The following is an 11,721-nucleotide window of genomic DNA, read 5'->3' as shown; positions in this document are numbered from 1 at the left end:
GAGGCCATCGCGTAGCGACGCGACGAAGGAGCGCTCTTGACAGCCCGTCCCGCCCCGGAAGGACGATGAGACTGACGGGAAGCCCCCATACCTTCCCTGATGCGGGGTGAGCGGATCCCGCCCGACCGGCTCCGGGCGGCTGTCCGGTTCCGTCACCGCCAACGCCGCCGGGGCCGGACACCCCCTGGTGTCCGGCCCCGGCTGTCGGGCTCGTGCGTGTGGCTACTTCTCCGTGACGCCCGCCGAGTCGAACGTGGCGACCTCGTGCATCGCGCGGGCCGCGCTCTGGACCAGGGGGAGGGCCAGGAGGGCGCCCGTGCCTTCGCCGAGGCGGAGGTCCAGGTCGACCAGGGGGCGCAGGCCGAGCTTGTTCAGGGCGGCCACGTGGCCCGGTTCCGCGCTGCGGTGGCCCGCGATGCACGCCGACAGGGCCTCCGGGGCGATGGCGCGGGCCACGAGGGCGGCCGCGCCGGCGCTGACGCCGTCCAGGATGACCGGCGTGCGCAGGGACGCGCCGCCGAGGATGAGGCCGACGATCGCCGCGTGCTCCAGGCCGCCGATGGCTGCCAGGACGCCGATCGGGTCCGCCGGGTCGGGCTGGTGGAGCTCCAGGGCGCGCCGGACGACGTCGACCTTGCGGGCGTGGGTCTCGTCGTTGATGCCGGTGCCGCGGCCGGTGACCTCCGCCGCGTCGGCGCCCGTGAAGACGGAGATCAGAGCCGCGGACACGGTGGTGTTCGCGATGCCCATCTCGCCCGTCAGGAGGGCCTTGTTGCCCGCCGCGACCAGGTCGCGGGCGGTTTCGATGCCGACCTCGATGGCGGCGATCGCGTCCTCGCGGCTCATGGCGGGCCCCGCGGAGAGGTCGTCCGTGCCCGGGCGCACCTTGCGGGGCAGCAGGCCGGGGGTGGCGGGCAGGTCGCCCTTGACGCCGACGTCGATGACGCAGACCTCGGCGCCGACCTGGTTGGCGAAGGCGTTGCAGACGGCGCCGCCGCCGAGGAAGTTGGCCACCATCTGGGTGGTGACCTCCTGCGGCCACGGGGTCACGCCCTGGGCGTGCACGCCGTGGTCGCCGGCGAAGATCGCGACGGCCGCGGGCTCCGGGATCGGCGGCGGGCAGACCCGGGAGAGGCCGGCGAGCTGCGCGGAGATGATCTCCAGCATGCCGAGCGCGCCGGCGGGCTTCGTCATGCGCTTCTGCCGCTCCCAGGCCTCGCCGAGCGCCTTCGCGTCGAGCGGACGGATGCCGGCGACGGTCTCGGAGAGCAGGTCGTGCGGTGCCTCGCCGGGCAGGGCGCGGCGCCCGTACGTCTCCTCGTGCACGACCCAGGCCAGCGGGCGGCGCTGGGACCAGCCGGCCTGCATCAGCTCCGGCTCCTCCGGGAACTCGTCGACGTACCCGACGCACAGGTACGCGACGACCTCGAGGTGCTCGGGCAGGCCGAGTTCGCGGACCATCTCGCGCTCGTCGAAGAAGCTGACCCAGCCGACGCCGAGGCCTTCGGCGCGGGCGGCGAGCCAGAGGTTCTCCACGGCGAGGGCGGAGGAGTACGGGGCCATCTGCGGCTGGGTGTGCCGGCCGAGGGTGTGGCGGCCGCCGCGGGTGGGGTCGGCGGTGACGACGATGTTCACCGGGGTGTCGAGGATGGCCTCGATCTTGAGTTCCTTGAACTGCTTCGCCCGGCCCTTGGGCAGCGACTTCGCGTAGGCCTCGCGCTGGCGCTGGGCGAGCTCGTGCATCGTGCGGCGGGTCTCCGCCGACCGGATGACAACGAAGTCCCACGGCTGGGAGTGCCCGACGCTCGGGGCGTGGTGTGCGGCCTCCAGGACGCGGAGCAGCACCTCGTGCGGGATCGGGTCGGTGCGGAAGCCGTTGCGGATGTCGCGGCGCTCGCGCATGACGCGCAGCACGGCCTCGCGCTCGGCGTCGGCGTAGCCGGGCGCGGCCTCCCCGGGAGAGGGCGCCGGGGCTTCGCCGGCGGGGGCGCCCTCGGGCGCGGCGGCCGGGACCGCCTCGGGGGCGCCCTCGGCCTCGGCGGCGACGGCTTCCTCGGGGGCGGCCTGCTCCTCGGCCGGTGCGGGGGCCGCGGCGGCGGGCTCCGGCACGGCTTCGGCGGGCTGGGCCACCGTTTCTGCTGCCTCGGGCCCGGGCTGCGGCTGGGCCACCGGCTCGGCGGACGTCTGTTCGGCCGGTACGGCGGCCGGCTCCGCGGCGGCGGCCACCGGCTCGGCGGGCGCGGCCGGGGCCTGAGCGGCCTCCGGGGCGGCGGCCGGAGCCGCGGCCTCCGCCGGGGCCGGGGCGACGGGCTCGGCGGCCGCGGCGGCCTGCGGCTCGGGCTGGGGCGCCTCGGGCGCGGCGGGAGCCTGGGGGGCGACGAGCCCCTCGGGGGCCACAGTGCCCTCGGAGGCGGCGACGGGGGCTTCGGGAGCCGCAGCGGCCTCGGGAGCGGTGGCGGCAGCCTCGGCGGCGGCGACGCCCTCCGCCACGGGAGCGGCCTCCGGCGCGACCGCGACGCCCTCCGGCGCGGGCGCACCCTCGGGGGCGGCGACGGGCTGCGGCTGCGGCTCGGCCCCGGCGGCCTGCGCGGGCACGCCCTCGGCCGCGGCGGCGGCGACGGGCTGGGCCGGCACACCGGCGGCCTCGGCGGCGGGCGCGGGCGCGGCAACGGCGACCTCCTCGGCGGCGGGCGCGGCGGCGGCCTCGGCCACCGGCGCGGCGGCGGGCACGGCGGCGGCCTCACCGGCAGGCGCAGCCGCAGGCACAGCGGCGGCCACGGCTTCGGCGGCGGCCACGGCTTCGGCAGCGGCCTCGCCGGCAGGCGCAGCGGCGGCCACGGCCTCACCCGCAGGCGCAGCGACCGCCACGGCCTCGGCCGCGGCCGCCTCGGGCGCGACACCGGCCCCGGCCCCGGCCCCGGCCCCGGCCTCCGCGGGCACTCCGGCCCCCGGCTGCGGCTGCTGCTGCATGCCCGGCTGGGCCACCGGCGCCGGCTCCGCGCCCCACGGCGCGCCGGCCTGCGGCGGGATCTCGCCGAGCTGCTGCGGCGCGCCGGGTACGGCGGCGGCGTCGGGCCGCGGCACGTCCAGGTACTCGGGCCCGGTGGTGGGCGGCCCGGGCTGGCGCACCGGGACCTGCGTGACGGGTCCGCCCATCATGGGGGCGGCGGGCGCGGCCGGGCCGCGGTCGGCGAGGGAGCGGACGACGCCGCCGGTGGCGTCGGGCACGGGCGGGCCCATGTGCAGCGGCCGGCGGCCGGCCGCGGGTCCGACCGGCGAGGCGGGGGGCACGGCGCCGGCCGGCGGCGGGACGACGAGCCCGCCGAGGTCGAGGGCGCCGGAGTCGCGGCCGCCGGCCTCGTGGGCGCCCGCGGCGTACGGGGCCTCGGCGGCGGGTGCGGGGTAGGCGGCCTCCGCGTACGCGGCCTGCGCATCGGGGTATTCGGCGTACGGGGCGTCGCCGTAGGAGGTCTCGACGGGGAAGACGGGTGCGGGCGGCACGACCTGCGGGTCGCTCCACGAGCCCTGCCCGTGGCCGCTCGGCATCAGCAGCAGTTCCTCGTCCTCCGCCTCGGCCGGGTTGTCCACGAGGCCCTGGAAGGCGTAGCCCCCCGGGACGGGAGCGGGGACGGGGCCCGGCTGCGGGGCGGGAGCGGGAATGCCCTGCTGATCCACCATGCCCGCGTTGTCCGGGAGTCCCTCGCCCGGTACCTGGCCGGCGTCAGTCATGCGTACCCCTCGCCCATCGTCTTGCCTCTTCGATCGCCCGGCGCCCACATGACCAACGAGCGGGGTTGCCGTGCGACGCGTTGTCTCGCGTACGTCCTGTGCGACAACCAGTAAGCATTGTCGCGCCCGTTCGCCACCATGGCGGCCGAAACCGCCACGGTCTGCTGTGGACTGCGCCACGTCGCGCGTCTTCCTGTGCCGTCACCCCGGGGCATACCAGGGCAGTACGACGATCGGCCAGCCTACCCCGGCGCGTGGCCTAGCGGTTCACCGGGCGCTCTGCTGCCAGGAGGAACACGACGGTACGGTCCTGTTCGTCCCAGGTGCGGGGGTCGAGGCCGACGGACTGGAGCAGGGCGCATTCGACGGTGTAGCCGCCGGCGGCGAGGGCGCGGCCGATCGCCTCGGCCTCGTCGCGCGTGGAGGCGTGGCTGACGATCCGTTCGGGGCGGCGTTCGGCGACGGCGGCGACGACCTCGGCGCCCCCTCCCCCGACGCGGACCACGTCCGGCTCGGGGAGGTCCTCCAGGGCGTGCGGGGCGCGCCCGGTGACGACCTGGAGCTGTACGCCGCGGTGGCGGGCGGCGGCCGTGGCGCGTGCGCAGGCCTCCGGGTCGGCGTCGACGGCGATGACGGCGGCGCCGAAGGCGGCGGCCTCCACGGCGAAGGCTCCGGTGCCGCTGCCGATGTCCCAGACCAGGTCGCCGGTGCGCGGGCCGAGGCGGGCGAGCTGGGCGGCGCGCAGCGGGGCGGACTCGCCTTCGCCGGCGCCGGGCTGCGGGCGGGCCCAGCCGCGTTCGGCGGTGCGGGCGGGGTGGTGGCCGAGCAGCCAGGCGGGGTCGGCGGCGCGCGGTTGTCCGCCGTGCCCGGCCGGAGCGCCGTGCGCGCCGTGTGCGCCGGCGGCTGCGGGTGCGGCGGGTGCGGGGTGGGCTGCGGTTCCCCCGATGACGATGACGACGTTGGGGTCGCGCCAGCTGTGGTCGGCGGCGCGGTCGGAGGTGACCACGGTGACCTGCTCCCGGGCGGTGCCGAGTTCCTCGCAGATGACGAAGGTGCGGTGGACGGGGCCGAGCAGCAGGGCGAGTTCGGCGGGTCCGGCGCCGGGCGAGGTGAGGACGGCGACCTTGCCGTGGGCGCGGCAGACGTTGACGGCGCGGCGCAGGGTGCGGGGGTGGGCGACGACGACCTGGGCGTCGTCCCAGGGCATGCCGGCGCGGGCGAAGGCGGCGGCGACGGCGGAGACGGCGGGGACGACTTCGACTTCGAGGCCGTGCTCGGGGGCGCGCAGGGTGCGTACGGCGCCGAAGAAGCCGGGGTCGCCGTCGGCGAAGACGACGGCGGTGCCGCGGTGGCCGGCGATGCGGCGGGCGGCGAGGCCGAGGCTGCCGAGCCGGATGCGTTCGGCGGCGGGCGGGACCTCGGGGAGCGCGAGGTGGTGGGCGGCTCCGGCGACGAGGGTGGCGGCCGAGAGCGCGGACCGGGCGGCCGCGGTCAGGGGGGAGCCGTCCCAGCCGATCACCGTGACCCGGTCGGCCATCGTCGTCAGTCTCCTGGGGTGGGGGCGGTGGGAGGTTGCGGGTGGGGTTGCGGTTGCGTGGGGGGTGGGGCGCGGGGGGTGGGGCCCCGGGCTGCGGCCGGGGGCCGGGAGCCGGCGGGCCCGGGGTCGCGGCCCGGGCACGGTGAGACTACCCGGTCGCCGGTTCAGCTCCAGTCGGCGCCGACGGGGCGGCCGCCTGCCTCGGCCTGCTGCGCGACGGCGTACCCGTACCCGTCACGCAGGGCGTATTCGCCGATTTCGTCCAGATCGTCCAGGTCCTCGGGCAGGAGGCTCCACACGATGAGGTCGGTGCGGGTGTCGCTCCAGGTGCCGTCGGCGTTCTGGGTGCGCACTATCCACGCGTTGCGCAGGACGCCCTCGCTGATGCAGCCGATCTTTTGGGCGACCTGCTGGGAGGCGGTGTTGTCGGCGGCGGTGCGCAGTTCGAGGCGTTCGAAGCCCTGGTCGCGGAAGAGCCATTGGGCGACGGCGAGGACGGACTCGCTGGCGTAGCCCTCGCCGCGGGCCCAGGGGGCGGTGACGTAGCCGACTTCGGTGCTGCGGGTGCGCCAGTTGGTGTTCTTCAGGTGCACGGTGCCGACGAGGCGCTGGGTGAGGAACTCGGCGACCGCGAAGACGATGCCGCGGCCCTCGGTGCGTTCGGCGTGGGAGTGGCGGGTGGCCCAGCCGTGGGCGTCGGCGTGGGTGTAGGGGTGCGGCACGGAGGTCCAGGCGGTGACGTGCTCGTCGTTCATCATCTCGGCGAGCGCGGTGACGTCCTCCACGTCGAAGGGGCGCAGCACCAGCCGGTCCGTGCTGATGGTGACGTCCGGGAAGGTGGTAGTCATGCGCAGCTCCATGCCTGAGAGGTGGGGCGACCGTGGTGCGGACCGGTGGGCGGGGGCGCCGTCGTGCGGGGCCGTCCAGCCACAGCATGCAGCATCATCCGGCTGATGTGCAGGCCCGCCCCTGCCCGGAAGCGGGCACGGCGCGGCCCCGCCGGGCGGGCAGGCCGAGGCCCCGCCCGCCCCTGAGGGCGTGCGGGGCCGGGTGCCGGTGTGGCGCCGGGTGCGCGGGGGTCAGGACTTCGGGGCGCCGAAGGCCGCGATGACCGAGCCCTGGTACTTCTCCTCGATGAACTTCTTGACCTCGTCGGAGTTGAGGAGCTTGGCGAGCTTCTCGACGCGCGGGTCCTTCTCGTTGCCGGCCTTCACCGCGAGGAAGTTGGCGTAGGGGTTGTTGTCCGCCTTCTCCAGGGCGAGGGCTTCCTTGGCCGGGTTGAGCTTGGCCTCGAGGGCGTAGTTGCCGTTGATGACGGCGGCGTCGACGTCGTTCAGGGCGCGCGGGACGGTGGCGGCCTCCAGCTCCTTGAACTCCAGGCCCTTCTTGTCGGCGATGTCGGACAGCTTGGCGCTGGTGCCGACGCCTTCCTTGAGGGTGATCAGGTTGTTCGCGGCGAGGAGCTGGAGGGCGCGGCCCTCGTTGGTGGTGTCGTTGGGGACGGCGATGGTCTGGCCGGCCTTGATGTCGGCGAGGGCCTTGACCTTCTTGGAGTAGAGGCCGAGGGGCTCCAGGTGCACGTTCACGACGGGCACGATGTGGGTGCCGTTCTTCTTGTTGAAGTCGTCGAGGTACGGCTTGTGCTGGAAGAAGTTGGCGCCGACCTGGCCCTGCTCGGTGGCGGTGTTGGGCAGGACGTAGTCGGTGAACTCCTTGATCTCCAGCTTGAGGCCTTCCTTGGCCGCGAGCTTGTCCTTGACGAAGTTCAGGATGTCGGCGTGCGGGCTCGGGGAGGCCGCGACGACGAGGGGCTTGTTCTCGTCGGCCTGGGCGCCGCCGGCCTGGCCGGAGGACGGGTCCGAGGAGCTGCCGCAGGCCGTGAGGCCGAGGGCGAGCGCGGCGGAGGCGGCGGCGAAAGCGGTGAGCTTGATGTTCTTGCGCACGAAGAGTGCCTTTCCTGGCGGTGCAAGTGCGCGAGGGGTGCGCGGTACTTGCGGGTGGAGGCCCAAGCACGACGAGTGCGGGCTCTGGGGGGTGGTTGGCCCTGGGGAGGGCCGGGCGGTGGTCTTGCGGGGGCGGGTGGCCGGCCGGTCAGGCCGTGCGGCCGCGCCGGGCGAGGAGGCGGACGACGCCGTCGCCGATGAGCTGGATCACCGTGACGATGGCGATCAGGATCACGACGGTGGCGAGCATGAATCCGGTCTCGAAGCGCTGGAAGCCGTAGGTGACGGCCTTGGAGCCGAGGCCTTCGCCGCCGACGGCGCCTGCCATGGCGGAGTAGCCGACGAGGGTGATGAGGGTGGTGGTGATGCCGGCGACCAGCGAGGGCAGGGCCTGGGGCAGGAGCACCTTGCCGACGATGGTCGGGATGCCGCCGCCCATGGACTCGACGGCCTCGACCAACCCGTGGTCCACCTCGCGGACGGCCGTCTCGACGAGGCGGGCGAAGAAGGGGATGGCGCCGATGGCGAGCGGGACGATCATGGCGGTGGGGCCGATGAAGGTGCCGACGACCGCGGTGGTGACCGGGATCAGGGCGATCAGCAGGATGATGAACGGCAGCGAGCGGCCGATGTTCACGATCACGCCGAGGACCTTGTTGAGCGGCCGGTTCTGCAGGAGGCCGCCCTTGTCGGTGAGGACGAGGAGGATGCCCACGGGCAGGCCGCCGAGGACGGTGACCAGCGTGGACCACAGCACCATGTAGAGGGTGTCGTACGTGCCCTGGCCGAGCAGGGGCTGCATCTCCGACCAGGTCACTGGGCACCGTCCTTGACGAGCTGGGCGAGTTCGGCGTCGGCGGAGGCGGCTGCGGCTGCGGCTGCGACCGCGGCGGCGACCACGCCGGCGGGGGCGTCGGCTTCGTCGGCGACCACGTCGACCTGGAGGCCCTGCTCGCGCAGGAAGCCGACGGGGACGACGTTGTCCTCGTACCGTCCGGGCAGTTCGATGCGCATGCGGCCGATCTGGCGGCCGGCGACGGTGTCCATCGCGGCGCCGAGGATCGAGATGTCGATGTTGTACGTCCGCGACAGCTGGGAGATGACCGGCTGGGTGGCGGCCTCACCCTGGAAGGTGACGTCGACGACGGTGCGGTCGGGGCCGGTGGCGGTTCCGCTCACGGGGAAGAGCTCCTGTGCCAGTTCGGATCCGGGGGTGGCGAGCAGTGCGGAGACGGTGCCCGACTCCACGATCCGGCCCTTCTTCATGAGGGCGGCGGAGTCGCAGATCGTCTTGACGACGTCCATCTCGTGCGTGATGAGCAGGACGGTCAGGCCGAGCTGGCGGTTGAGGTCGCGCAGCAGCTGCAGGATCGAGCGGGTGGTCTCGGGGTCGAGGGCGCTGGTGGCCTCGTCGGAGAGCAGCACCTTGGGGTCGCCGGCCAGGGCGCGGGCGATGCCGACGCGCTGCTTCTGGCCGCCGGAGAGCTGGCCGGGGTAGGCCTTGGCCTTGTCGGAGAGGCCGACGAGGTCGAGGAGTTCGAGGGCCTTGCGGGAGCGCTCGCGGCCGGGGACGCCGAGGATCTCCAGGGGGAGCTCGATGTTGGCCTGGACGGTGCGCGAGGACAGCAGGTTGAAGTGCTGGAAGACCATGCCGATGCGGCTGCGGGCCTCGCGCAGCTCCTTGCCGGCGCGCCGGCCGCGGCCGGCGAGGGCGGTGAGGTCGACGCCGTCGACGGTCACGGTGCCGGAGGTGGGGCGTTCCAGCAGGTTCACGCAGCGGATGAGGGAGGACTTGCCGGCGCCGCTCTGGCCGATGACGCCGAAGACCTCGCCCTCGCGGACGTGGAGGTCGACGCCGTCCAGGGCTGTGACGTCGCGGCCACGGGACTGGTAGACCTTCGTGAGGCCCGATGTGGTGATCACAGGAATTCCGTCGCTGTCGAGTGCGCGGCGTTGCGGTGCGCCGGGCACGGGGCAAAGATCTGGGGGCGCGATACGGGTCGAACCGGACGTTGTCGGCGGTTTTCACGCATGCGCGGGGCAGGAGCGGTCCGGTCCGTACCGGTGGTCGGCTACGGGGCGGACGGGCTCGGCCGGTCTCGCTTCGGGGCGCGGGACGGGGGGGGAGAGGGGCCCTCAGAAGGCGCACATTCGACACATACAACGAGCACCGGGCGTCATCGTCGCCTCGGTCGCAAGGGTGCGGCTGCTCGTCGTGGTCATGGGCCCCAGTAAAGCAGACACATCCCTTCACCGATCAAAACTGTCCGGATAGCGGACAGAACCTGATCGCATTCCGGACGACACCGGACAGTACCGGCCGCCCGTCCCGAGGCCCGGACAGGGGCTGAGCTGCACGGACGCGGTCGGCAGGGCGCATACGAGGGGGCGCGCGCCCGGGGGGCGTCGCGGCCCCGGCGGGCCCGCGCTGTGGTCAAGACCACTCCCCGCGGCGCCGCGGGCGCCGACCGCGCCGGCGCCCTGGCGGGCCAGGGCCGGGCGCACCGGGCCGGCGGCCCCGTACTACGCTCCCTTGCATGCTCGACGCCCTGACGGTGGCCATCGGTGTGGCCGCACTCGCCCTCGCCGCCTGGTGCGGTTTCGCCTCGCTGCGCAACCAGCCCACCAAGGACTGGCACTTCATCGGCATGGGTGTCGTGACCCTGCTGGTCCTGGCCCAGCTCGCGATCGGCCTGGTCCACCTGGCCCAGGGCAAGCGGCCCGACGAGGGCTCGGTGATCTTCGTGGCCTACCTGGTCGGCGCGTTCGCCGCGGTCCCGGCCGCCGGGTTGCTCTCGCTGACGGAGCGGACCAAGTGGGGTTCGGTGACGGTGGCCGCCGGCGCGGTCGTCCTCGCCGTCCTCGAAGTACGGCTCTACGACATCTGGGGGACTCCCGGTGCCTGACACCGACAAGGCCGCCGAGTCGGCCGCTCCCGGCGGCTCCGCCGCCACGGCGCCGCGCAAGCGGCTGGTCTCCGGGCCCGGCCTGCTGCTGGTGTGGGTGTACGGGGTGATCACGGTCGGCGCGGTGTCGCGCTCGGTCTACCAGATCTCCACCGAGTTCGACCGGGCCCCGCTGCCCTACACCCTGACCGGCCTGGCCGCACTGGTGTACTGCTTCATCACGTACTCGCTGGTGCGCGGCGGAGAGACGGCCCGCCGGGCGGCGCGGGTGTGCTGCGCCGCCGAGCTGGCCGGCGTGCTGATCGTGGGCACCTGGACGCTGGTGCGCCCCGAGTCCTTCCCCGACAGCACCGTGTGGTCCCAGTTCGGGATGGGCTACCTGTTCATCCCGGTGATCCTGCCGGTCACCGGGATGCTCTGGCTGCGCCGCGACCGGCACTGACCGGGCGTCAGCCGCCGGCCACGGGTCAGGCGCTCACCGCGAAGTCGGCGGCGCCGGCCTCCTTCTCCAGGATCACCAGCTTCACGCCGTCGTCGGCCGTGCGGCCGCCGACCTGGACGTAGCCGGCCTTGCGGTACAGGCGCAGGTTCGACTCGCTCCTGTGGCCGGTGTGCAGGCGGAAGCGGGTGGGCTCGCCGTGGCCCTTCAGGGCCTGCTCCGCGGCGCTCAGCAGCCGGGCGCCCAGGCCGTGGCCCTGGAGGCGCGGGTGGACGCAGAGTTTGGCGATGCTCCCGACGCCCTCCTCGTCGATGCGGCCGCGCACCGTGCCGACCACCTCCTCGCCGAGGCGGGCCACGAGCACGGTGTCGGAGTCCAGCTCGGCCCGGAGGGAGTCGAGGGTCTGGGTGAGCGGCTCGATGCGGTAGTTGCCGTACAGCTCGGCCTCGCGCTGGAACGCCAGGTACTGGAGTTTGAGGATCTGTTCGGTGTCCTCGGCGACCGCCGCCGAAATGGTCACGCTCATGCCCATGTGCGCATGCCTCCCGCTCACCTGGTAGCCCATTGGTCTACCGCTCCCTTCCCCGCGGGCGGGGAGCCGCAACCTCCGACGCGAGCATTCTGCGCAGACATCCCAGGCAACGGGAACGGACGGGTCCCAAACTTCCTTGTGAGATACCCAACTCCCCTGCGATTTCACGGTACGTCAGGTCGCGGGGCGACAGAAGTGCCCGCATGAGCTCCGGACAGCGCCCGGGCAATCGGGCGACCGCCGATCGGAGGGCCCGGTTCTCCTCCCCGTGCAGCAGGGCCTCTTCGGGCGCGGCCCCGGCGTTGCCGGGCCGGCAGCCGTAGGGGATCTCCCTGCGGGCGCGGCGCCGGGCGACCCGGGCCTCGGCGCGCACGGCCCGGCGCAGCCAGCGGGCCGGCTCGGCGGGGGCGGGGCGGCGCTCCAGCAGCCTGACCCAGACGGCTTGTTCCAGGTCGGCCGCTTCCACGCCGGCGCCCGGGGCCTCCGCGGCGGCCTCGGCGGAGAGCAGCGGGCGCAGTCGGTCCAGGAGTTCGGAGTCCTTCAGCAGGTCCATGCCGGGCGGGACGCACGGGCTGCGCCCGGCGGTTTCCCCGCCCGACGCAGCCCACCCGAACGGGATCTTCCGCTTTACGGCC

The 11,721-nt window shown here is 74.6% G+C and carries 10 protein-coding genes; 2 read left to right on the top strand and 8 right to left on the bottom strand.

The annotated features are described in order from the left end of the window. Positions 1–222: 222 nt before the first annotated feature. From cobT to AB0953_RS18890, 6 genes are all read right to left on the bottom strand, one after another. Positions 223–3,729 carry a nicotinate-nucleotide--dimethylbenzimidazole phosphoribosyltransferase gene (gene cobT / locus AB0953_RS18915; RefSeq protein WP_366860621.1) on the bottom strand — a complete coding sequence of 1,169 codons (3,507 nt, stop codon included), beginning with the start codon at positions 3,727–3,729 and terminating at the stop codon, positions 223–225. 259 nt (positions 3,730–3,988) lie between these two features. Continuing rightward, complete coding sequence (cbiE, locus tag AB0953_RS18910) at positions 3,989–5,266, bottom strand: precorrin-6y C5,15-methyltransferase (decarboxylating) subunit CbiE (protein WP_366860620.1); 1,278 nt, start codon at positions 5,264–5,266, stop codon at positions 3,989–3,991. A 164-nt stretch (positions 5,267–5,430) separates the two neighbouring features. Then, positions 5,431–6,114, bottom strand: a complete 684-nt coding sequence (locus tag AB0953_RS18905; RefSeq protein ID WP_366860619.1) for a GNAT family N-acetyltransferase — start codon at positions 6,112–6,114, stop codon at positions 5,431–5,433. A 231-nt stretch (positions 6,115–6,345) separates the two neighbouring features. Continuing rightward, positions 6,346–7,209 (bottom strand): MetQ/NlpA family ABC transporter substrate-binding protein, encoded by an 864-nt coding sequence (locus AB0953_RS18900; RefSeq protein WP_366860618.1) that lies wholly within the window; start codon positions 7,207–7,209, stop codon positions 6,346–6,348. 148 nt (positions 7,210–7,357) lie between these two features. Further along, on the bottom strand, positions 7,358–8,026 hold the full coding sequence (locus AB0953_RS18895) for a methionine ABC transporter permease (RefSeq protein ID WP_366860617.1): 669 nt from the start codon (positions 8,024–8,026) through the stop codon (positions 7,358–7,360). Beyond that, on the bottom strand, positions 8,023–9,132 hold the full coding sequence (locus tag AB0953_RS18890; protein WP_366860616.1) for an ATP-binding cassette domain-containing protein: 1,110 nt from the start codon (positions 9,130–9,132) through the stop codon (positions 8,023–8,025). Before AB0953_RS18890 ends, AB0953_RS18895 begins: the two co-directional genes overlap by 4 nt. A 614-nt stretch (positions 9,133–9,746) precedes the next feature. Here AB0953_RS18890 and AB0953_RS18885 point away from each other — a divergent pair. Continuing rightward, complete coding sequence (locus AB0953_RS18885) at positions 9,747–10,115, top strand: hypothetical protein (protein WP_366860615.1); 369 nt, start codon at positions 9,747–9,749, stop codon at positions 10,113–10,115. Continuing rightward, positions 10,108–10,557, top strand: a complete 450-nt coding sequence (locus AB0953_RS18880) for a hypothetical protein (RefSeq protein ID WP_366860614.1) — start codon at positions 10,108–10,110, stop codon at positions 10,555–10,557. The genes AB0953_RS18885 and AB0953_RS18880 overlap by 8 nt, the downstream gene beginning before the upstream one ends. Before the next feature lie 25 nt (positions 10,558–10,582). Here AB0953_RS18880 and AB0953_RS18875 read toward each other — a convergent pair whose 3' ends face one another. Continuing rightward, positions 10,583–11,086, bottom strand: coding sequence for a GNAT family N-acetyltransferase (locus AB0953_RS18875; RefSeq protein ID WP_366860633.1), 504 nt, complete (start codon positions 11,084–11,086; stop codon positions 10,583–10,585). A 37-nt stretch (positions 11,087–11,123) separates the two neighbouring features. Continuing rightward, a complete protein-coding gene (locus tag AB0953_RS18870; RefSeq protein ID WP_366860613.1) occupies positions 11,124–11,639 on the bottom strand; it encodes a sigma-70 family RNA polymerase sigma factor in 516 nt (171 codons plus the stop codon). Positions 11,640–11,721: the final 82 nt, after the last annotated feature.

The sequence above is a fragment of the Streptomyces sp. NPDC046866 genome, assembly GCF_040704625.1.
GTDB lineage: Bacteria > Actinomycetota > Actinomycetes > Streptomycetales > Streptomycetaceae > Streptomyces.
The sequence above is the reverse complement of the archived record's forward strand: the minus strand, read 5'-3'. Positions and strand labels throughout refer to the sequence as shown.